Source organism: Leclercia adecarboxylata, assembly GCF_023639785.1.
Classification (GTDB): domain Bacteria; phylum Pseudomonadota; class Gammaproteobacteria; order Enterobacterales; family Enterobacteriaceae; genus Enterobacter; species Enterobacter adecarboxylatus_D.
Genome location: NZ_CP098325.1, coordinates 1,659,833 through 1,682,280, shown reverse-complemented (window position 1 = coordinate 1,682,280; position 22,448 = coordinate 1,659,833). Strand labels below are relative to the sequence as shown.

The window sequence follows — 22,448 nt, the reverse complement described above, 5'->3', positions numbered from 1 at the left end:
TCGCTTACCCGACCTACCAGACCCACAACCGGCTTCAATCCCGTAGGCCTGATAAGCGAAGCGCCATCAGGCATGTTCACGCAATCCAAAACCCTGACCTTTTCTCCGCCATATAAAAAAGCCCGCACTTTCGTACGGGCTATTTTCACACCATCAGCTTATTGTACGACCTCCCGGTAGAGGCGATGTCTGACCTGCGTTCGCCAGGTTTTCATCTTTACGGTCTTTAACCCAGTGATCGGCATTTTTAATCCCAAGTCGAATCGGATCAAATTGCGGATCGATACCTTGCGACTTCTGGGTTTCATAATCTTTAAGACTGGCAAATGCTTTTTTATGTAAAAGAACAATTGCAATAATGTTAAGCCATGCCATCAGGCCGACCCCAATATCACCCAACCCCCATGCCAGATCCGCCGTACGCACGGTGCCATATACCGTGGACGTTAACAGAAATATTTTCAGCAAAAAGGTCAGCCATGGGCGGTTAATTTTGCGGTTAATAAAGGCAATATTTGTTTCAGCAATATAGTAGTAGGCAATAATAGTGGTGAAAGCAAAGAAGAACAGCGCAATGGCAACAAAGTAATTACCAAAGCCAGGCATCATGCTTTCCATGGCGGTCTGCACATAACCAGGGCCTGCCGCCACGCCTGCAATCCCTGTATAGATTGCCGCGCCGTCGACGCCCTGAACGTTATACAACCCGGTAATCAACAGCATGAACCCGGTCGCGGAGCAGACGAACAGCGTATCGATATAGACTGAGAAGGCCTGCACCAGACCCTGTTTCGCCGGATGGCTCACTTCGGCCGCTGAGGAAGCATGTGGCCCTGTACCCTGCGCCGCTTCGTTGGAATAAACCCCGCGCTTAACGCCCCACATTATTGCCTGCCCCAGAACAGCACCAAAGCCTGCTTCAAGGCCAAATGCGCTTTTCCAGATCAGCAGAATAACAGAAGGAAGTTGCTCAATATTAATGGCGATAATAACGCAGGCGACAATAATATAGCCGAGCGCCATAAAAGGAACCACCATGCTGCTAAAGCTGGCGATCCTTTTCACACCACCAAAAATAATAAAACTTAATAATATAGCCAATAATGCGGCGGTGACATTTGGATCGAGACCAAAGGCAATATCCAGGCTGGCGCCAATTGAGTTTGCCTGTACACCAGGAAGTAATAAGCCGCAGGAGAAAATAGTCACAATAGCAAATAACCATGCGTACCATTTCACGCCCAAACCTTTTTCAATATAGAAGGCAGGACCGCCACGATATTCGCCGTTGATTTTTTCTTTATAAACCTGACCGAGAGTGGATTCAACAAAAGCGGAGCTGGCACCCAAAAACGCCACCATCCACATCCAGAAGAGCGCACCTGGCCCGCCAAAGGTAATGGCAGTTGCCACACCCGCGATGTTCCCGGTCCCCACGCGCCCCGCCAGCGTCATTGTCAGTGCCTGAAACGACGATACGCCTGCATCCGTGGCACGCCCCTGGAACATCAGAGCCACCATATGTTTGACATGGCGTAATTGTAAAAAGCGACTACGCAATGAGAAATAAAGACCGACACCCAGGCATAAAAATATTAACGCCGGGCTCCAGATAACACCATTAATTGCACTAACCAGTTCGTTCATGTATGGCCCTCAGCGTGATGGTCCAGAGATAAGTCTTCCCTGGAGTTTCTTTTTAGAATTGTGTTTGATTGACTACGAAACATAGATAATAGCCCGAAAGTTACCAACTGAATATTCGCCTGGCAGTAATGAATTGTGACAACATTCACGTTTAATTGATTATTTATAATTAGCCTGATCATGGTTTTCATACATATTTTGTGGGTATTACGAATTAATATCACACTTCTGCCATTTTTATTAAAAAACCGATTGAGTTAACAACAAGACTTATAGATACAGCAAAACACCGCGTAATACCCGGCATTTTGTATATGAAATAAATATGTCATCATCATAATATGATCTTGTGAAAGACAACCGCAAGTGCATTTCAACCGAGGCGTCAGACGCAGCTTCCCGGCATTACGCCGGGAAGAGGTTACAGGAAGCAAGTAAAACGAGAAGGTTATGCTATGACCGGGAGTAGACCTGCAGCGTCCGCTGGCACAGCGCCGAGCGCACGCAGTCGTCTTTATCGAAACGTACGATGCCCACCATCTCATCTTCCTCGAAACGTGCCAGCGCATCGCTCAGACCCGATTTGACGCCGGTCGGCAGATCGCACTGGGTGATGTCACCGTTCACGATTACCGTCACGTTTTCCCCGAGGCGCGTTAAGAACATCTTCATTTGCGCAGCAGTTACGTTCTGAGCCTCGTCGAGAATCACAACTGCATTTTCAAATGTACGTCCGCGCATATAGGCGAACGGCGCAATTTCTACCTTACCGATTTCTGGCCGCAGGCAGTACTGCATAAAAGATGCGCCCAGACGCTTCACCAGCACGTCATACACGGGCCGGAAATAAGGCGCAAACTTCTCCGAAATATCGCCGGGCAAGAAGCCGAGATCTTCATCAGCCTGCAATACCGGACGGGTAACAATGATCTTGTCAACGTCCTTATGAATCAGAGCCTCCGCCGCTTTGGCTGCACTTATCCACGTTTTCCCACACCCGGCTTCGCCGGTGGCGAAGATAAGCGACTTACTCTCAATAGCATTCAGGTACTGCGCCTGAGCGTCATTGCGCGCTGCAATTGGGGTTGTATCACGGCAGTCCCGCGCCATGCCAATTGCTTCAACGCCACTCATCTGCACAAGCGAGGTGACCGACTCTTCTTCACGCTGTTTATGGCTGCGTGAATCCCGTCTCAGCACACGTTTCGCTTCACGACGAGCTTTGATCACTGCTTTTTGTCTTCCCATGGATAGCACCTTGAGTTGTTGGTATTCATCACTCGCACTGGAATCAGTGCGATTAGGCGAACAAACATCTGAGGGTTGGCTTCCTTCTAAGCCATAGCTTGCTTGGTTAAATGACGCCGCCGGATCGCTATGCTCACCGTTCGACGGGTCGGTAAAATCAGGATTTGCTGTGGAGGGGGAGAATTTTTCGGTGAAGAAATCGCTGCCGGAGTTTGAGCCTCCGCGCCGGGTGCTGCGGTTTTTACGTTTACCTTGTCCAGTACAGGACCCAACCATCCGCGATCTCCAGAGTGATTCATGTTCACTGTAAGATTTACCGCTTTCTTAAAGTAAGTACATCAGGATTTAGCATGAATGCAACATTATTTTTACCTGAATGCAACTTTTAAGACTCGCCCTACAGTTTCACTTAGTCTGCTATGGGACTATTACAGAATTATAACAAGGAGATAGAGGCACGGAAAAAAATCATCCCGCTTAAGGGGTAAGCGGGACGCTAATCAGGCTTCGAGCAGCCCCTGAGCCAGCCAGCCATTTTTATCCTGCACGCCCGGCAGGGCAAAGAAGTAACCGCCACCAATCGGCTTAACGTACTCCTCCAGCGCTTCGCCGTTTAAGCGCTTCTGGACGGTCAAAAACCCCTTCTCCAGATCGTGCTGGAAGCAGACAAACAGCAGCCCCATATCCAGCTGGCCGGCGTTGGTCACCCCCAGCGAGTAGCTGTATCCCCGGCGCATCATCAGGTTTTGCTCAGTCTCCTTTGTACGCGGGTTCGCAAGACGAATATGGCTGTCGAGAGCGATAACGTTGCCCTCCGGGTCGCTGGCATAATCCGGTACATCGTGCTCGTGCTTCATGCCCAGCGGCGCACCGCTTTGCTTGTCGCGACCAAAAATGGTCTGCTGCTCTTTGAGCGGCGTCCGGTCCCAGAACTCCACGCGGAACTGGATAATGCGCACCGCCTGATAGCTGCCGCCCACCGCCCAGGCCGGTTCGCCCTGATCGGCGGTGACCCACACCACGCTGTCCATTAACGCCGCATCCTGGCTGTTCGGATTGGCGGTCCCATCCTTAAAGCCGAGCAGATTCACCGGCGTCTCTTTGCCTTTGCTGCGCGCGGCGTGGTCAGAGATAAATCCTTCCCGTTTCCAGCGCACGCTCAGCAGATCCGGGGTGTGCTTGATGAGGTCACGCAGGGCATGGATCACCGTGTCCTGGGTGTTGGCGCAGATCTGGATCAGCAGATCGCCATGACACAGCGCCGCATCCAGTGAATCATTCGGGAAACGCACCATTTTTTGTAACGATGTGGGTTTAAGCGCGGCCAGGCCGAAGCGATCGTCAAACAGCGAGGCGCCCAGCGAAACCGTCATGGTGAGGTTATCCGGGGCGATAAAGGCCCCAAGGATCCCGGAATCCATCGGCGGAAGGCGCGGGTTTGGCGTGTCGGGGGCAGGGCCGCCGGTGGTCAGAAAGGTGATGCGCTGGGTCAGCAGGCGGAACAGGCGTTCCAGCTCGCTTTTATCGCTGGCCAGCACGTCAAAGGCCACCAGCATCATTGATGCCTGCTGCGGGGTTAAGATCCCGGCCTGATGCAGGCCATGAAACGGCTGCGTCTCCATCCGCGCATCCGGGGAGAGCGTGCCCGGCGCGCTCTGCGGTTTTGCCGCATGCGCCACCGGACAGCCACCTGCCAGAGCCAGGGCGCCGCCAAGCGCCCCTACCCCTTTTAACAACCGACGCCGTGAAGGTTCAGCGACGTCGTACTCATCATACTTGTTCATCAACTTAGTCCAGGCCCAGTACGCCACGCAGCTGAGCCAGATCTTCTGCCAGGGTGGTAATCGGCCCTTTCAGGGCATTACGGTCGGCATCGGTCAGTTTGTCGTAGGTTTCAAAGCCATCTTTGGTACGATATTTCGCCAGAATGGTGTTCACTTTCTTGAAGTTCGCATCCACTTTTGCCAGCAGTTCGCCGTTGTCTTTCTGCAGCTGCGGACGCAGCAGGTCAACAATCTTCTGGGCGCCTTCAACGTTGGCCTGGAAGTCCCACAGGTCGGTATGGCTGTAGCGATCTTCTTCACCGCTGATCTTGCTGGCGGCCACTTCTTCAATCAGGCCAGCTGCGCCACCCACCACTTTTGACGGCGGGAAGGCCAGCTCGCTGATGCGTTTTTGCAGCTCCAGCACGTCGCTGTTCAGCTGCTCCGCATACTGCTCCATGCCTTTAGTGGTGTTGTCGCCAAACAGGGCTTTCTCCAGACGGTGGAAACCGGTGAATTTCGGATCGGCGGCTTTCTGTTCGTAGTCATCTTCACGGGCGTCGATGCTGCCGTCGAGGTCGGAGAACAGCTCGGCAATCGGCTCGATGCGCTCGTAGTGCTGTCGGGTTGGCGCATACAGCGATTTAGCTTTTTCGATATCGCCAGCTTTTACCGCGTCGGTAAAGGCTTTGGTGCCCGCAACCAGATCGGCGGTCTCTTTGGTTACATACGCATTATAAGCGGTAATGGCGTCGCCCAGGCTCAACAGCCCCGCGCCTTTGGCGGCATCGGCGGTGGCGGCACCTTTAACAATCAGCTTGCCTTTCGGGTTGGTGAGCAGACCGCAGGTCATGTCATATTCGCCCGGCTGCAGGTTGGCGGTCATCTTCTGGCTAAAGCCCGGGGCGATGTTTTCACGCTCCTCCACCACCATTACCCCCTTCAGGATCTCCCACTCCAGCGCTTTCTGGCTGTGGTTCTGGATGATGAACTGGGTTTTACCGCTGTTGACCGTGATGGTCATCGGCTCACACTGCTTATCATTGACGGTGACTTTCACCTGCGGAACATCGGCCGCCTGAACATAACACGCGGAGGTAAGCAGCGCGGCAATACCCACCTGCAAAGCGGTGCGACGAAGTTGAATAGCCATAACCTTTCCCTTTAAAAAGTATGTTGTAACTACATTGAGCCCTTCAGGGCGCAGACTGCGACGGCTGCGTGCCAGCACGCGACGGTATAAAGAACAGCGCCAGCGCCGGAATGAGATAGATGAAATACATCGCCACTTCGCTGACGCTCGGCGTCTCCTGATAGCCGAAGATGCCTTCGAGCAGGGTACCGGTCAGGGAATGGGTAGAGAGAACGTTACTGAGGTCGAACGCCACCGCCTGGAAGTGATTCCACAGGCCCGCCTCGTGGAAGGCGCGGACCGCGCCAGCGGCCAGCCCGGCGGCCACCAGCAGAATAAACAGGCTGGTCCATTTGAAGAAGACGCTCAGGTTAAGACGGATGCCGCCCCAGTAGAGCAGGAAGCCGAGCACCACCGCGGTTGCCAGGCCCAGCACCGCACCCAGCGGCGGCCAGATCCCGACATCCTGCTGGAAGGCGGCGAGCAGGAAGAAGACCGACTCCAGCCCTTCCCGCGCCACGGCGAAAAAGACCATCATAATCAGCGCCCAGCCGTGGTGGTTGCCTTTCGCCAGGGCGCTGTCCACCGCCTGTTCAAGCTGAACCTTCACGTTACGGGACACCTTACGCATCCAGAACACCATCCAGGTGAGGATCACCACCGCAATCACCGCCACGATCCCTTCGAACAGCTCCTGCTCTTTTTGCGGGAATTCGCCGGTGGTTTCGTTGATGGCAATGCCCAGCCCCAGGCACAGCGCGGCGGCAAGGAAGACGCCAATCCACATTACCCCGATCCAGCGGCCCCGCTGGGTACGTTTCAGATAGCTGGCAATGAGGCTGACAATTAAGGCCGCTTCGAGCCCTTCGCGTAACATAATGAGAAATGGAACGAACATGCGACACCCTGAATGTTTTTCGCCGTCAACTGATGCAAAGAAAGGTAAATTCTTGTGATAGTGATTATCATTACGGCAATAAGAAATACAAGCGAAATATGCTGCATTTTGATGACAGGATGTAAAACCATAACGGGAAAATAATCACATAAGTGACTAAAAAGTTTATAAGTTAAGACGTAAAAGTTCATTTACGGTTACGACAGGCTGTGGCTAAATGTGCGCCTCATTAATCTGCTGAAAATCAACTATGTATCAATTCCTGCACTTCCTGCTGGCGCTGGTGGTCATCCTTGCGCTGGCCTGGCTGGTCAGCTTCGACCGCCGCAACGTCCGCATTCGCTACGTCATTCAACTTATTGTGATTGAGATTGCGCTGGCGTTCTTTTTCCTCCACGCCGAAAGCGGCCTGTTTGTTATTCAGTACGTTTCAGGCTTCTTCGAGTCGCTACTGAAATATGCCGCTGAAGGGACCAACTTTGTATTTGGCGGGATGGGCGATAAAGGGCTGGCGTTTATTTTCCTCGGCGTGCTGTGCCCGATTATCTTTATTTCCGCGCTGATCGGTATTCTGCAGCACTGGCGTATTCTGCCGGTGATTATTCGCGTAGTTGGCACCCTGCTGTCGAAAGTGAACGGCATGGGCAAACTGGAATCCTTCAACGCCATCAGCTCCCTGACGCTCGGTCAGTCTGAAAACTTCATTGCTTACAAAGGGGTTCTGGGGGATCTTTCGTCCCGTCGTCTGTTCACCATGGCGGCCACCGCAATGTCCACCGTGTCGCTGTCTATCGTTGGCGCTTATATGACGATGCTCGAGGCAAAATATGTGGTGGCGGCGCTGATCCTGAATATGTTCAGCACCTTTATCATCCTGACGGTGATTAACCCGACTCGCCCGGAAGCGGAGCCGGAAATTAAGCTGGAGAAGATGCATGAGTCCCAGAGCTTCTTTGAGATGCTGGGGGAATATATTCTGGCCGGGTTCAAAGTGGCGATGATTATTCTGGCGATGCTGATTGGCTTTATCGCCCTGATAAGCGCGGTCAATGCCCTCTTCTCCAGCCTGTTTGGCCTGAGCTTCCAGCAGATCCTGGGCTATGTTTTCTATCCGCTGGCCTGGCTGGTAGGCATCCCGCTGAGCGACGCCCTGCACGCGGGCGGTATTATGGCCACCAAGCTGGTGGCAAACGAGTTTGTGGCGATGATTGAGCTGCAAAAAATTGCCGCCCAGATGACGCCGCGCGGGCTGGGTATTCTGTCGGTATTCCTCGTCTCCTTCGCCAACTTTGCCTCTATTGGCATTGTGGCCGGGGCAATCAAGGGGCTGAACGAGCAGCAGGGTAACGTCGTGTCACGCTTCGGTTTGCGTCTGGTGTATGGCGCAACGCTGGTGAGTCTGTTATCGGCGAGCTTTGCGGGATTAGTGTTGTAGTTGTTGCCCGGCGGCGCTAGCGCTTGCACGGGCCTACGTGTTTCGTAGGCCGGGTAAGCGTTAGCGCCACCCGGCAGAACAAACGGTTAAAACTGCACGCACACCGGCTGGTCAACGCGCATCACCGACTCCTGGGCGAAACGCTGTTTATAGATCCCACGCAACGCCTCGATATTGCTCTCGCTGCGGGCATCTTTACCGTGGATCAGCATCAGCGCCTTGCTCGACTCGCGGGCTACTTTCCCGTCGTTACCCAGCCACTGCCCGCGGGCATCAAACACCGTCAAGCCATCGCGAAAACGCGGGGTGACGTCCTGATCGACAAACTGCTGCCACTCCTGGCCGGTAATCGCCTCCCCTGCCGGACGGTTCAGGCCGAAATAGAGCGTGGTCTGCTGCATCTGGTTATCGGCCTGGCAGAGGTTATCCGCAGTGGTGTGGGTGGGGGCGTTGCAGCCTGCCAGCAGTAGCATTGCGCCTGCCATCAGCCCTGTTTTGATTGTCATACTTCGCTATCCTCATTGTAATTTGCCCAGCGATATCAGCGTAAATCACGGAAATTAGCAATAAAAAAAGCCGGGCGAGCCCGGCTTATAGCGTGTCAGTCACTTACTCAGCCTGTAACTTCACCGGCGCTGTGGTGTGGTACTGCGCATCGGCGTCGGCAAAGCGTTTTTGCATCGTGGCAGATGGCGCTTTACCCAGCAGGCTGAAGACCACAATCCCGATGCTGCCGAAGATAAAGCCCGGAATGATTTCGTACAGGCCCAGCCAGGCGAACTGCTTCCAGACGATTACGGTAACCGCACCGATAATCATCCCCGCCAGGGCACCGTTACGGGTCATGCGGGACCACATCACCGAGAACAGCACCACCGGACCAAAGGCGGCACCAAAGCCTGCCCAGGCGTAGCTCACCAGGCCCAGCACGCGGTTTTCCGGGTTTGATGCCAGGGCGATAGCCACCAGCGCCACCACCAGCACCATCAGGCGACCAACCCAGACCAGCTCTTTCTGGCTGGCGTTTTTACGCAGGAAGGCTTTGTAGAGATCTTCTGTGATAGCACTGGAGCAGACCAGCAGCTGGCAGCTCAGGGTAGACATTACCGCCGCCAGGATGGCAGAGAGCAGAATACCGGCGATCCACGGGTTAAACAGCACCTGCGCCAGCTCGATAAACACGCGCTCGGCGTTCTGGTTAACCGCACCCGCCAGCGACGGATTGTTATTGAAGTAGGCGATACCGAAGAAGCCTACCGCACAGGCGCCGCCCAGGCAGAGGATCATCCACGCCATACTGATACGGCGGGCATGAACGATGGTGTGGTGAGAGTCTGCCGCCATAAAGCGCGCCAGGATGTGCGGCTGACCGAAGTAACCCAGCCCCCAGCCCATCAGCGACACGATGGCAACAAAGTTCAGCCCTTTCAGCATATCGACGTTTTCGATGCTCTTCTGCTGGATAACCGCCAGCGAATCACCCAGGCCGCCCACGGAGAGGATCACAATGACCGGGGTCAGGATCAGGGCAAAAATCATCAGGCTGGCCTGCACAGTATCGGTCCAGCTTACCGCCAGGAATCCGCCCACGAAGGTGTAGAGGATGGTCGCTGCCGCGCCCGCCCACAGTGCGGTTTCATAGCTCATGCCGAAGGTGCTTTCGAACAGACGCGCCCCTGCAACGATGCCGGAGGCACAGTAGATGGTGAAGAAGAGCAGAATAACCGCCGCCGAGATAATACGCAGTATGCGGCTCTTATCTTCGAAACGGCCGGTGAAGTAGTCCGGCAGGGTCAGGGCGTTATTGTTGGCTTCGGTGTGAACGCGCAGACGCCCGGCCACCAGCTTCCAGTTAACCCATGCTCCCAGCGTCAGGCCGATGGCAATCCAGCTTTCTGAAATACCGGAGATAAAGATGGCGCCCGGCAGCCCCATCAGCAGCCAGCCGCTCATATCCGATGCCCCCGCAGAGAGCGCGGTTACGAACGGCCCAAGGCTACGCCCGCCGAGAATGTAGTCGTCAAAGTTCTTGGTAGAACGCCATGCAAGGAACCCTATCAGGATCATGCCAAAAATATAGATAAGAAATGTCACCAGCATCGGTGTGCTAATTGCCATTTAAATACTCCGCAAAGATGTTTGACGGCCTTTCTGACCGTCTTTATTACACCCCCGGAACGAGGGGGTGATGATGTGTGTTTCTGTTGGCCGCGCGTATCCTGCCGTATGCGCCTCCATGACACAAACGATTTAACACTGCATTTACATCAATTTCATCCCCGGTTTTACACCAGATTCCTGGAGGTTGCACTCGCTCACGTTTTTTGCGGTTGCACCTTTAAAAAGTGTTAAGCGCCGCATGAAAACAGGCTTCACCCTTAAAATCCACACTTATTTTACGGTTAACCACACAGTAACATTCCATTCATTTTCCAGCTTGCAAACCGGGTCACATTTAACGTGGTTGCACAAAGTTGCAACATAGTGGATATTTCACGTTAACTACACTAGCGCTACTGAATCACAGGAGTTTTTGGCATGGGCATGACCACTATGGGGGTTAAGCTGGATGACGCGACCCGCGAACGGATTAAATCGGCCGCAACCCGAATTGACCGCACGCCACACTGGTTAATTAAGCAGGCAATCTTCAACTATCTGGAAAAACTGGAGAGCGACGACGCCCTGCCAGAACTGCCTGCCCTGCTGGCCGGTGCCGCCAACGAGAGCGACGACAGCGCCGAGGCGAGCGAAGAGATCCACCAGCCGTTCCTCGAATTTGCCGAGCAGATTTTGCCGCAGTCCGTGAGCCGCGCGGCCATTACCGCCGCTTACCGTCGTGCAGAGACCGATGCCGTGCCGATGCTGCTGGAGCAGGCCCGTCTGCCGGAGCCGGTTGCCTCTCAGGCCCACAGCCTGGCGTATCAGCTTGCTGAAAAACTGCGTAACCAGAAAACCGCCTCAGGCCGCGCCGGGATGGTGCAGAGCCTGCTGCAGGAGTTCTCCCTCTCCTCTCAGGAGGGCGTGGCCCTGATGTGCCTGGCGGAGGCGCTGCTGCGTATCCCGGATAAAGCCACCCGCGACGCCCTGATCCGCGACAAGATCAGCAACGGCAACTGGCACTCCCACATTGGCCGCAGCCCGTCGCTGTTTGTTAACGCCGCCACCTGGGGCCTGCTGTTTACCGGCAAGTTGGTCTCCACCCATAACGAAGCCAACCTCTCCCGCTCCCTGAACCGCATTATCGGCAAGAGCGGCGAGCCGCTGATCCGCAAAGGCGTGGACATGGCGATGCGCCTGATGGGCGAGCAGTTCGTGACCGGGGAAACCATCGCCGAAGCGCTGGCCAACGCCCGCAAGCTGGAAGACAAAGGCTTCCGTTACTCCTATGACATGCTGGGCGAAGCGGCGCTGACCGCCGCCGACGCGCAGGCTTACCTGGTCTCCTACCAGCAGGCGATCCACGCCATCGGTAAAGCCTCCAACGGTCGCGGTATTTATGAAGGCCCGGGGATCTCCATCAAGCTCTCCGCCCTGCACCCGCGCTACAGCCGCGCCCAGTACGATCGCGTGATGGAAGAGCTCTATCCGCGCCTGAAGTCCCTGACCCTGCTGGCGCGCCAGTATGACATCGGGATCAACATCGACGCCGAAGAGGCCGACCGCCTGGAGATCTCCCTCGATCTGCTGGAAAAACTCTGCTTCGAGCCAGAGCTGGCGGGCTGGAACGGGATTGGCTTCGTTATCCAGGCCTACCAGAAGCGCTGTCCGTTCGTGATTGATTACCTGATTGACCTCGCCACCCGCAGCCGCCGCCGCCTGATGATCCGTCTGGTGAAGGGCGCCTACTGGGACAGCGAGATCAAACGCGCCCAAATGGACGGCCTGGAAGGCTATCCGGTCTACACCCGCAAGGTCTACACCGACGTCTCCTACCTCGCCTGCGCCAAAAAGCTGCTCGGCGTGCCGAACCTGATCTACCCGCAGTTTGCCACCCACAACGCCCACACCCTGGCGGCCATCTACCAGCTGGCCGGGCAGAACTACTATCCGGGCCAGTACGAGTTCCAGTGCCTGCACGGCATGGGTGAACCGCTGTACGAGCAGGTCACCGGCAAAGTGGCGGACGGCAAACTGAACCGTCCGTGCCGTATTTACGCCCCGGTCGGCACCCACGAAACGCTGCTGGCGTACCTGGTGCGTCGACTGCTGGAAAACGGCGCCAACACCTCCTTCGTTAATCGCATCGCCGATGCCACCCTGCCGCTGGACGAGCTGGTAGCAGACCCGGTGCAGGCGGTGGAAAAGATGGCCGTTCAGGAAGGTCAGGTCGGTCTGCCGCATCCGAAGATTGCCCTGCCGCGCGAGCTGTACGGCAACGGCCGTATCAACTCTGCAGGCCTCGATCTGGCGAACGAACACCGTCTGGCGTCCCTCTCCTCGTCGCTGCTCAACAGCGCCCTGCAGAAATGGCAGGCGAAACCGATTCTGGAGCAGCCGGTCAGCGCAGGTGAAATGCAGCCGGTGGTCAACCCGGCCGAGCCAAAAGACATCGTTGGTTTTGTCCGTGAAGCCACCGAGCAGGAAGTGGACCTGGCCCTCGACAGCGCGGTGAACAACGCCCCGATCTGGTTCGCCACGCCACCGCAGGAGCGCGCGGCCATTCTGGAACGCGCCGCGGTGCTGATGGAAGATCAGATGCAGCAGCTGATTGGCATTCTGGTGCGCGAGGCGGGTAAAACCTTCAGCAACGCCATCGCCGAAGTGCGCGAGGCGGTGGACTTCCTGCACTACTATGCCGGCCAGGTCCGTGACGATTTCGACAACGAAACCCATCGCCCGCTGGGTCCGGTGGTCTGTATCAGCCCGTGGAACTTCCCGCTGGCCATCTTCACCGGCCAGATTGCTGCCGCGCTTGCCGCCGGTAACAGCGTGCTGGCCAAACCGGCCGAGCAGACGCCGCTGATTGCTGCCCAGGGGATCAATATCCTGCTGGAAGCGGGCGTTCCGGCGGGCGTGGTGCAGCTGCTGCCGGGCCGTGGCGAGACCGTTGGCGCGAAGCTCACCGCCGACAACCGCGTGCGTGGCGTGATGTTCACTGGCTCCACCGAAGTGGCCTCCCTGCTGCAACGCAACATCGCCACCCGTCTGGATGCGCAGGGCCGTCCAACGCCGCTGATCGCCGAGACCGGCGGGATGAACGCCATGATCGTCGACTCCTCCGCCCTGACCGAACAGGTGGTGGTGGACGTGGTCGCCTCGGCCTTCGACAGCGCCGGACAGCGCTGCTCTGCCCTGCGCGTGCTCTGCGTGCAGGATGAAGTCGCCGACCACACCCTGAAAATGCTGCGCGGTGCGATGGCGGAATGCCGGATGGGCAACCCTGGCCGTCTGACCACCGACATCGGCCCGGTGATCGATGCAGAAGCGAAAGCCAACATCGAAAACCACATCCAGGCGATGCGCGCCAAAGGCCGTCCGGTATACCAGGCGGTGCGTGAGAACAGCGAAGATGCCCGTGAGTGGACCAGCGGCACCTTCGTGGCGCCAACCCTGATTGAGCTGGCGAGCTTCGACGAGCTGAAAAAGGAAGTGTTTGGTCCGGTCCTGCACGTGGTGCGCTACAACCGTAACAATCTTGACCAGCTTATCGAGCAGATCAACGCCTCCGGCTACGGTCTGACCCTGGGGGTGCACACCCGTATCGACGAGACCATCGCCCAGGTGACCGGCAGCGCCAACGTCGGCAACCTGTACGTGAACCGTAATATGGTGGGTGCCGTGGTGGGCGTGCAGCCGTTCGGCGGCGAAGGGCTGTCGGGCACCGGTCCGAAAGCCGGGGGGCCAATGTACCTCTATCGCCTGCTGGCTAACCGTCCGGCGAAGGCGCTGGGCGTGACGCTGGCGCGTCAGGATGCGCAATACGCGGTCGACACCCAGGTGAAAACGGTGCTGACCCAGCCGCTGGAAGCGTTGAAAACCTGGGCAGAAAAACGCCCTGAACTGCGTGAGCTGTGCCAGGAGTATGGCGAGCTGGCGCAGGCCGGTACCCAGCGCGTGCTGCCGGGCCCAACGGGCGAGCGCAACACCTGGACGCTGATGCCGCGCGAGCGCGTACTGTGCGTGGCGGATAACGAGCAGGATGCGCTGATCCAGCTGGCGGCCGCGCTGGCAACCGGGTGCGAAGTGCTGTGGCCGGACGATGGCCTGCACCGCGACCTGGCAAAACAGCTGCCGAAGGCGGTGAGCGCGCGCATTCGCTTTGCCAAAGCCGATGTACTGACCAGCCAGCCGTTTGACGCGGTGATCTATCACGGCGACTCTGACCAGCTGCGCGAGCTGTGCGAGCAGGTCGCGGCCCGCAGCGGGGCGATTGTCTCGGTGCAGGGCTTCGCCCGGGGTGAAACCAACCTGCAGCTGGAGCGCCTGTACGTGGAGCGTTCGCTCAGCGTCAACACCGCCGCCGCAGGGGGTAACGCCAGCCTGATGACCATCGGTTAAGCGTGCAATCTCTCCCCGGTGGCGCTACGCTTACCGGGGCTACGGTTTTGATGTTGTAGGCCGGGTAAGGCGAAGCCGCCACCCGGCTTTTTTATTCGGAGGGAGTCATGAAACGAGCTTTTATTGCCGGTGCCGCGCTACTGCTGAGCGCCAGCGTCCTGGCGGATGAGTGCACCAACGCCAGCACCCAGACAGAGATGAACACCTGCACCGCGCAACAATATCAGACCGCGGATAAAACCCTGAACCAGACCTACCAGGCAGCCATCAAACGCGCCGAAGCGCCCCAGCGCGAGCTGCTAAAAAAGGCCCAGCAGGCGTGGATCGCCCTGCGTGATGCCGATTGCGCCTTTATCGGCTCCGGCACCGAAGGCGGCTTCGTTCAGCCGATGATTGTGAACCAGTGTCTGGCGGATAAAACCAACGAACGTGAAGCCTGGCTGGCCACGCTGATGCAGTGTGAAGAGGGCGACCTGAGCTGCCCGCTGCCCCCGGCAAATTAACGCACCCGGACTCCTTCGATGATCATCCGCTCAACGTTTTCTACCGTGCTGTGGAAGAAGTCATCGTCCTTGAGCGTCTTGCCCGTCACCGCCTCCACCTGGGCGGAAAAGTCGGCGTAGTGCTGGGTGGCCGCCCAGATCATAAAGATCAGATGGTGCGGGTCCACCGGTGCCAGTTTACCGGTAGCGACCCAACCGGCAATGATCGCCGACTTCTCATCCACCAGTGATTTCAGATCGCCGCTCAGCGCCGCCTTCAGCAGCGGAGCCCCCTGCAGCATCTCCAGACAGAACAGCCTTGAGGCCTGAGGATAGTCCCGGGAGACCTCCAGCTTCAGGCGGATGTACTGCTGGATCGCCAGCAGCGGAGTGAGCTCCTCGCGAAACGCCTTCAGCGGCGCCAGCCAGATATCCAGAATCTGTTGCAGGACGGCAATGTAGAGCGCCTCTTTCGAGGGGAAGTAGTAGAGCAGATTGGTTTTCGACACTCCCGCCAGCTCGGCCACCTGCTCCAGGCGCGTACCGTGAATGCCAAACTGCGAGAAAGTCTCCAGCGCCGCCGAGAGGATCGCCTGTTTTTTCGCGTTCACTGCCTGCGAACGTTTACCGCCTGTTTTCACTGCGCCTTGCGCCATGGGCTCGCTCCTTGTTGATATGCCCCCAGCATAGCAAAAACCCCAGGCCTGCCACGACAATCTGCACCGCTACCGCGCACGACTGCCTGCTTTGTGTGCAACTATTTTGACCAGACAGTCCAGTTTTAACGCCTGCAAATCATCAACCTTTCTTTAACACCATAATAACACTACCAATTTCAAAACTGGCATCGCCTTTGCAAAACCGTAAATACGCGGCTGAACAGGAAATGCAGGATGCAGCGCCACGTCTGACTTTCAACTTATCTGTGATGAAGAGAGGTTCGTGATGAAAATTGGCGTATTCGTTCCCATTGGCAACAACGGCTGGCTTATCTCTACCCACGCGCCGCAATACATGCCGACCTTTGAGCTGAACAAAGCCATTGTGCAAAAGGCAGAGCACTACCACTTCGATTTTGCCCTGTCGATGATTAAGCTCCGCGGCTTCGGCGGTAAGACCGAATTCTGGGATCACAACCTGGAGTCCTTCACCCTGATGGCGGGGCTGGCGGCGGTCACCTCCCGCATCCAGATCTACGCGACCGCCGCCACCCTCACCCTGCCTCCGGCCATCGTGGCGCGGATGGCCTCGACCATCGACACCATCTCCGGCGGACGCTTTGGCGTGAACCTCGTCACCGGCTGGCAGAAACCGGAGTATGAGCAGATGGGACTCTGGCCGGGGGATGAGTACTTCTCTAAGCGCTACGACTACCTCACCGAGTATGTCCAGGTTCTGCGCGATCTGTGGGGCACCGGCAAGAGCGATTTCAAAGGCGAATTCTTCACCATGGACGACTGCCGCGTCAGCCCGCAGCCGTCGGTGCCGATGAAGGTGATCTGCGCCGGGCAGAGCGATGCCGGAATGGACTTTTCGGCGAAATACGCCGACTTCAACTTCTGCTTCGGCAAAGGGGTTAACACCCCGGCGGCCTTTGCGCCAACTGCCGCCCGCATGAAGGCGGCTGCGGAAAAGACCGGGCGCGACGTCGGCTCCTATGTGCTGTTTATGGTGATCGCCGACGAAACCGACGAGGCGGCGCGGGCGAAGTGGGAGCACTACAAAGCCGGCGCCGACGAGGAAGCCCTGAGCTGGCTCAGCGAGCAGAGCCAGAAAGATACCCGCTCCGGTTCGGACACCAACGTGCGCCAGATGGCCGACCCGACCTCGGCGGTGAATATCAACATGGGCACGCTGGTGGGCTCTTACGCCAGCGTGGCGCGGATGCTCGATGATGTGGCCAGCGTGCCGGGGGCGGAAGGCGTGCTCCTGACCTTTGATGATTTCCTCACCGGGATTGAGGCCTTCGGCGAGCGCATCCAGCCGCTGATGCAGTGCCGCACCCACATTCCAGCCATCACGAAGGAGGTGGCGTAATGACGACCCTGCCCGCACGTCCGGAAGCCATTAGCTTTGATCCTGCCCACAGCGCGCTGATCGTGGTGGATATGCAGAACGCCTACGCCAGCCCCGGCGGTTACCTCGATCTCGCCGGGTTTGACGTCTCCGCCACCCGTCCGGTGATTGAGAACATCAAAACCGCCGTCGCTGCCGCGCGGGCCGCCGGGATACTGATTATCTGGTTCCAGAACGGCTGGGATGAACAGTACGTGGAGGCAGGCGGCCCCGGCTCGCCCAACTTCCATAAGTCGAATGCCTTAAAAACCATGCGCCAGCGCCCGGAGCTGCAGGGCAAGCTGCTGGCGAAAGGCGGCTGGGATTATCAGCTGGTGAACGAGCTGGTGCCGGAGCCGGGCGACATCGTGCTGCCCAAACCGCGCTACAGCGGCTTCTTTAATACGCCCCTGGACAGCCTGCTGCGCAGCCGCGGTATCCGCCATCTGATTTTCACCGGCATTGCCACCAACGTCTGCGTGGAGTCCACCCTGCGCGACGGCTTCTTCCTCGAGTATTTCGGCGTGGTGCTGGAAGACGCCACCCACCAGGCCGGGCCGGCATTTGCCCAGCAGGCCGCGCTGTTCAACATCGAAACCTTTTTTGGCTGGGTCAGCGATGTCGCCACCTTCTGCGACGCCCTCTCTCCCGCCACCTGTGCCCGCATAGCCTGAGGAGCCACCCAATGCCGAAATCTGTGATTATTCCCCCGGGCACCAGCACCCCGATTGCCCCTTTCGTTCCCGGCACCCTGGCGGACGGCGTGGTCTACGTCTCCGGCACCCTGCCGTTCGATGCGCAGAACAACGTGGTCTTCCCCGATGACCCAAAGGCGCAAACCCGCCACGTGCTGCAGACCATCCAGCGCGTAATCGAAACGGCGGGTGGCACCATGGAGGACGTGACCTTCAACAGCATCTTTATCACCGACTGGAAAAACTACGCCGCGATTAACGAAATCTACGCCGAGTTTTTCCCCGGCGATAAACCGGCGCGCTTCTGCATTCAGTGCGGGCTGGTCAAACCCGACGCGCTGGTGGAGATCGCCACCATCGCCCACATCACGCCGTGAGGTTGCCATGAATCTGTCCATTTCACCGCCGCCCTTTCCCGGCGCGCCGGTTGTGGTGCTGATTGCCGGATTAGGAGGCAGCGCCAGCTACTGGCTGCCCCAGCTTGCCGAGCTGGAGCAGGGGTATCAGGTGGTCTGCTATGACCAGCGCGGCACCGGCAACAATCCCGGCGAGCTGCCGGAGGAGTACAGCCTGGCGCAGATGGCCGACGAGCTGTGGCAGGCCCTGGAGCGCGCAGGGATCGCGCAGTTCAGCGTGGTGGGCCATGCCCTGGGGGCGCTGATCGGCCTGCATCTGGCGGTGGATCACCCCGCAGCACTCAGCGCGCTGGTATGCATCAACGGCTGGCTGGCGCTGCATCCTCACACCCGGCGCTGTTTTCAGATCCGCGAGCGGCTGCTGCACGCCGGAGGCGCTCAGGCGTGGGTGGAAGCTCAGCCGCTGTTTCTCTATCCGGCGGACTGGATGGCAGCCCGCCAGCCGCGCCTGGAGGCCGAAGAGGCGCTGGCCCTCGCCCACTTCCAGGGCAAAACCACTCTGCTGCGCAGGCTCAACGCCCTGAAGCGGGCCGACTACAGTCGCCTCGTACTTCATATCCGCTGCCCGGTGCAGATTATCTGCTCAGCCGACGATCTGCTGGTGCCGTCGGTCTGTTCGTCGCAGCTACATGCCGCCCTGCCCGACAGCATCCTCACCCTGATGCCCAGAGGCGGCCACGCCTGCAACGTGACCGAGCCGGAGGCATTTAACGCCCTGCTGCAAAACGGGCTTGCCAGCCTGCTGCACCGTCACGAACGTTTATCGAAGGAGTTGTCATGAGTGAAGCCATCAACCCGACGGCGCAGCACGCGCTGTTTACCGAGGCGCGGACCCATAACGGCTGGCTGGATCGCCCGGTCAGCGACGAGACGCTGCGGGAAATCTACGACCTGATGAAGTGGGGCCCGACCTCCGCCAACTGCTCCCCGGCGCGGATGGTGTTTATCCGCACCCCGGAAGGCAAAGAGAAGCTGCGCCCGGCGCTCTCCAGCGGCAACCTGCAAAAGACCCTCACCGCCCCGGTGACAGCGATTGTGGCCTGGGACAGCGTGTTTTATGAGCGTCTGCCGGAGCTGTTCCCCCACGGGGATGCCCGGAGCTGGTTTACCGCCAGCCCGCAGCTCGCCGAGGAGACCGCCTTTCGCAACAGTACGATGCAGGCGGCCTACCTGATCGTCGCCTGCCGGGCGCTGGGGCTGGATACCGGGCCGATGTCCGGCTTTGACCGGGAGAAGGTCGACGCGACCTTTTTCACCGGCAGCAGCCTGAAAAGCAACCTGCTGATCAATATCGGCTACGGAGACACCAGCAAACTCTACGGGCGCCTGCCCCGCCTGAGCTTTGAAGACGCCTGCGGGCTGGCATAAGGAGCCACCATGAATATCGATAAACAAACGTTTCGGGATGCCATGGCCTGTCTTGGCGCGGCGGTCAATATCATCACCACCGACGGCCCGGCCGGTCAGGCGGGCTTTACCGCCAGCGCGGTATGCAGCGTGACCGACTCGCCGCCGACCCTGCTGGTGTGCCTGAATCGCGGCGCGTCGGTGTGGCCGGTGTTTAACGACAATCGCACCCTGTGCGTCAATACCCTGAGCGCGGGCCAGGAGTCGCTCTCGAATCTGTTCGGGGGAAAAACCCCGATGGCCGACCGCTTTGCCGCCGCCGGCTGGCAGACGGGCGCCACCGGTTGCCCGCGGCTGGACGAGGCGCTGGCCTCGTTCGACTGCCGGATTAGCCAGGTGGTGAGCGTCGGCACTCACGACATTCTGTTTTGCGAGATCGTTGCTATTACCCGCCACCCGGTGCCCCAGGGCCTGGTGTGGTTTGACCGCGGCTACCACGCGCTGATGCGACCCGCCTGTTAACCCTCCTTAAGGAGCAGCTGATGGCACTATTCGGTTTTCCTCACTGGCAGTTGAAATCGACCTCAGAAAGCGGCGTGGTCGCGCCGGATGAACGTCTCCCGCTGGCGCAAACCGCCGTGATGGGGGTGCAGCACGCGGTGGCGATGTTTGGCGCCACGGTGCTGATGCCCATTCTGATGGGGCTGGATCCTAACCTGTCGATTCTGATGTCGGGCATTGGCACTCTGCTGTTCTTTTTCATCACTGGCGGACGGGTGCCGAGCTACCTCGGCTCCAGCGCCGCCTTTGTCGGGGTGGTGATCGCCGCCACCGGCTTTAGCGGCCAGGGCGTTAACCCGCAGCTGAGCGTGGCGCTGGGCGGGATCATCGCCTGCGGCGCGATCTACACCGCGATTGGCCTGGTGGTGATGAAGATGGGCACCCGCTGGATCGAACGGCTGATGCCGCCGGTGGTGACCGGGGCGGTGGTGATGGCAATTGGCCTGAACCTGGCCCCCATCGCCGTGAAAGGCGTCTCCGGTTCGGCCTTTGACAGCTGGATGGCGGTGATGACGGTGCTGTGCATCGGTCTGGTAGCGGTGTTTACCCGGGGAATGGTCCAGCGGCTGCTGATCCTGGTGGGGCTGATCGTCGCCTGCCTGCTCTACGCCCTGCTGACCAGCGTTTTTGGGCTCGGCAAGCCGGTGGATTTTGCTCTTGTGCAGCAGGCGGCGTGGTTTGGTCTGCCGCAGCTGACCTCCCCCACCTTTAATGGCCAGGCGATAATGCTGATTGCCCCGGTAGCGGTGATCCTGGTGGCGGAAAACCTTGGCCACCTGAAGGCGGTAGCCGGAATGACCGGGCGCAATATGGACCCGTATATGGGCCGGGCCTTCGTCGGCGACGGGCTGGCGACCATGCTGTCGGGCTCGGTGGGCGGCAGCGGGGTTACCACCTATGCCGAGAATATCGGCGTGATGGCGGTGACCAAAGTCTACTCGACGCTGGTGTTCGTGGCGGCGGCGGCGATTGCCGTGCTGCTCGGCTTCTCACCGAAGTTTGGGGCGCTGATCCACACCATTCCCGCGCCGGTGATTGGCGGGGCATCGATTGTGGTGTTCGGGTTAATCGCGGTGGCCGGGGCGCGGATCTGGGTGCAGAACCATGTCGATCTGAGTCAGAACGGCAACCTGATTATGGTCGCCGTGACCCTGGTGCTGGGCGCGGGTGATTTTGCCCTTTCGCTCGGCGGCTTCACCCTGGGCGGGATCGGCACGGCCACCTTCGGCGCCATTGCCCTTAACGCCCTGCTCAGCCGCCGGATGGCGGGGGTGACGCAGGGGGATGTGGTTCCTCAGGACTGATCCAGCGTGGCGCTGTCGGCTTCCGCCAGCGCCTTGTTCTTTCTTTTGAGCTTAAGCTCACTCACCAGCACGCCCGCAATGATAAAGGCCGCCCCCAGCAGAGCCAGTAGCGGCAGACGCTCCCCGGCCAGACGGCCAAAAATCCCCGCCCACACCGGCTCCCCGGTATAGATAACCGTTGCCCGCGTCGGAGAGACGCTTCGCTGGGCCCAGTTCATGGTCACCTGAATAATGGCGCTGAAAATCCCAAGCCCGAGCGCCACGATCCACAGCCCCGTCGACATCGGCGGAACAGATTCTCCGGCGGGGATCATGGTCAGAAACGCCACTACCGAGGCGGTGGCCAGCTGCACAACGGTGACGCGCTTGACGTCCACCTTCCCGGCCCAGGCGCTGATGAGGATAATCTCCGCGGCAATCGCCACCGCTCCCACCAGCGTGATTATCTCCCCTGTCCCCAGCGCCAGGAGGTTATCTTCCGGCCCTGCCAGCAGGATCAGCCCGATAAAGGCCAGCACAATGCCGATGCAGGACATCATTCCCGGCATGCGGCGCAGGCAGAGCCACTGCAGCAGCGGCACCAGCGGAACATACATGGCGGTAATAAAGGCCGATTTGCTGCTGGGGATGGTCTGTAATCCCCAGGTTTGCAGGCTGTAGCCCATCGCAATTGCCACGCCTATCGCCAGCCCCGCCTTCAGCTCGGTCAGGGTCAGCCCGCGCAGGGTTTTCAGGGAGATAAGCGCCACCGCCAGCGCCGCCGTGGCGAAGCGCAGGCCGACAAAAAAGAAGGGATCGCTGAGGGTTACGGCATACTGCACCGCAAGAAAGGTCCCACCCCAGAACATGGTGATAAGGATCAGGATCGCTTCCTGCGGTTTGATCGAAAAGGCATAACGAGAGGAGGACATGAGGCACCAGCGTAAAAAATGAATCCGCTAGTGTGGTAGGAATTTGGTAACAC

Annotated in this window: 19 protein-coding genes; 10 read left to right on the top strand and 9 right to left on the bottom strand. The window is 58.5% G+C overall.

From position 1 onward, the window contains the following. Positions 1–153: 153 nt before the first annotated feature. From NB069_RS07815 to efeU, 5 genes are all read right to left on the bottom strand, one after another. Positions 154–1,647 (bottom strand): alanine/glycine:cation symporter family protein, encoded by a 1,494-nt coding sequence (locus NB069_RS07815; RefSeq protein WP_250588834.1) that lies wholly within the window; start codon positions 1,645–1,647, stop codon positions 154–156. 453 nt (positions 1,648–2,100) lie between these two features. Then, on the bottom strand, positions 2,101–2,895 hold the full coding sequence (phoH, locus tag NB069_RS07810) for a phosphate starvation-inducible protein PhoH (RefSeq protein ID WP_250588833.1): 795 nt from the start codon (positions 2,893–2,895) through the stop codon (positions 2,101–2,103). A gap of 500 nt (positions 2,896–3,395) precedes the next feature. Continuing rightward, positions 3,396–4,679: an iron uptake transporter deferrochelatase/peroxidase subunit gene (efeB, locus tag NB069_RS07805; RefSeq protein WP_250588832.1), complete on the bottom strand. Its 1,284-nt coding sequence runs from the start codon at positions 4,677–4,679 to the stop codon at positions 3,396–3,398. A 4-nt stretch (positions 4,680–4,683) separates the two neighbouring features. Next, complete coding sequence (gene efeO / locus NB069_RS07800; protein ID WP_250588831.1) at positions 4,684–5,811, bottom strand: iron uptake system protein EfeO; 1,128 nt, start codon at positions 5,809–5,811, stop codon at positions 4,684–4,686. Positions 5,812–5,854: 43 nt separating this feature from the next. After that, positions 5,855–6,688, bottom strand: a complete 834-nt coding sequence (efeU, locus tag NB069_RS07795) for an iron uptake transporter permease EfeU (RefSeq protein WP_250588830.1) — start codon at positions 6,686–6,688, stop codon at positions 5,855–5,857. Positions 6,689–6,938: 250 nt separating this feature from the next. Here efeU and NB069_RS07790 point away from each other — a divergent pair, with 250 nt between their 5' ends. After that, positions 6,939–8,123, top strand: coding sequence for a NupC/NupG family nucleoside CNT transporter (locus NB069_RS07790; protein ID WP_250588829.1), 1,185 nt, complete (start codon positions 6,939–6,941; stop codon positions 8,121–8,123). 86 nt (positions 8,124–8,209) lie between these two features. Here the strand turns inward: NB069_RS07790 and NB069_RS07785 are convergent, their stop codons facing one another. Both NB069_RS07785 and putP read right to left on the bottom strand, forming a co-directional pair. After that, positions 8,210–8,629 carry a DUF3574 domain-containing protein gene (locus NB069_RS07785; protein WP_250588828.1) on the bottom strand — a complete coding sequence of 140 codons (420 nt, stop codon included), beginning with the start codon at positions 8,627–8,629 and terminating at the stop codon, positions 8,210–8,212. Between the two features lie 103 nt (positions 8,630–8,732). Further along, on the bottom strand, positions 8,733–10,241 hold the full coding sequence (putP, locus tag NB069_RS07780; RefSeq protein ID WP_250588827.1) for a sodium/proline symporter PutP: 1,509 nt from the start codon (positions 10,239–10,241) through the stop codon (positions 8,733–8,735). Between the two features lie 420 nt (positions 10,242–10,661). On the opposite strand from putP, the gene putA reads away from it, so the two are divergent. Beyond that, complete coding sequence (gene putA / locus NB069_RS07775; protein ID WP_250588826.1) at positions 10,662–14,624, top strand: trifunctional transcriptional regulator/proline dehydrogenase/L-glutamate gamma-semialdehyde dehydrogenase; 3,963 nt, start codon at positions 10,662–10,664, stop codon at positions 14,622–14,624. 107 nt (positions 14,625–14,731) lie between these two features. Then, complete coding sequence (locus NB069_RS07770; RefSeq protein ID WP_250588825.1) at positions 14,732–15,127, top strand: lysozyme inhibitor LprI family protein; 396 nt, start codon at positions 14,732–14,734, stop codon at positions 15,125–15,127. On the opposite strand, the gene rutR is transcribed toward NB069_RS07770, so the two are convergent. Beyond that, entirely contained in the window at positions 15,124–15,762 is a 639-nt protein-coding gene (rutR, locus tag NB069_RS07765; protein WP_250588824.1) for an HTH-type transcriptional regulator RutR, read from the bottom strand. The genes NB069_RS07770 and rutR overlap by 4 nt on opposite strands. 289 nt (positions 15,763–16,051) lie before the next feature. Between rutR and rutA the strand changes: the two genes are divergently transcribed. From rutA to rutG, 7 genes are read left to right on the top strand one after another with little or no spacing between them, the layout of a single operon-like run. Continuing rightward, the gene (gene rutA, locus NB069_RS07760) at positions 16,052–17,143 is read left to right on the top strand and encodes a pyrimidine utilization protein A (protein ID WP_250588823.1); all 1,092 of its coding nucleotides are present in this window, start codon (positions 16,052–16,054) and stop codon (positions 17,141–17,143) included. Beyond that, complete coding sequence (rutB, locus tag NB069_RS07755; protein ID WP_250588822.1) at positions 17,143–17,835, top strand: pyrimidine utilization protein B; 693 nt, start codon at positions 17,143–17,145, stop codon at positions 17,833–17,835. Before rutA ends, rutB begins: the two co-directional genes overlap by 1 nt. An 11-nt stretch (positions 17,836–17,846) precedes the next feature. Continuing rightward, the gene (gene rutC / locus NB069_RS07750; RefSeq protein ID WP_250588821.1) at positions 17,847–18,233 is read left to right on the top strand and encodes a pyrimidine utilization protein C; all 387 of its coding nucleotides are present in this window, start codon (positions 17,847–17,849) and stop codon (positions 18,231–18,233) included. A gap of 7 nt (positions 18,234–18,240) precedes the next feature. Continuing rightward, the gene (gene rutD / locus NB069_RS07745; protein WP_250588820.1) at positions 18,241–19,053 is read left to right on the top strand and encodes a pyrimidine utilization protein D; all 813 of its coding nucleotides are present in this window, start codon (positions 18,241–18,243) and stop codon (positions 19,051–19,053) included. After that, positions 19,050–19,640: a malonic semialdehyde reductase gene (locus NB069_RS07740; RefSeq protein WP_250588819.1), complete on the top strand. Its 591-nt coding sequence runs from the start codon at positions 19,050–19,052 to the stop codon at positions 19,638–19,640. The genes rutD and NB069_RS07740 overlap by 4 nt, the downstream gene beginning before the upstream one ends. 9 nt (positions 19,641–19,649) lie before the next feature. Further along, positions 19,650–20,141: an NADH-dependent FMN reductase RutF gene (gene rutF, locus NB069_RS07735; protein WP_250588818.1), complete on the top strand. Its 492-nt coding sequence runs from the start codon at positions 19,650–19,652 to the stop codon at positions 20,139–20,141. A gap of 20 nt (positions 20,142–20,161) precedes the next feature. Continuing rightward, positions 20,162–21,484 (top strand): pyrimidine utilization transport protein G, encoded by a 1,323-nt coding sequence (gene rutG, locus NB069_RS07730; RefSeq protein WP_250588817.1) that lies wholly within the window; start codon positions 20,162–20,164, stop codon positions 21,482–21,484. Here the strand turns inward: rutG and NB069_RS07725 are convergent. After that, entirely contained in the window at positions 21,475–22,395 is a 921-nt protein-coding gene (locus NB069_RS07725) for a DMT family transporter (RefSeq protein WP_250588816.1), read from the bottom strand. The two genes, rutG and NB069_RS07725, sit on opposite strands and share 10 nt — an antisense overlap. Positions 22,396–22,448: the final 53 nt, after the last annotated feature.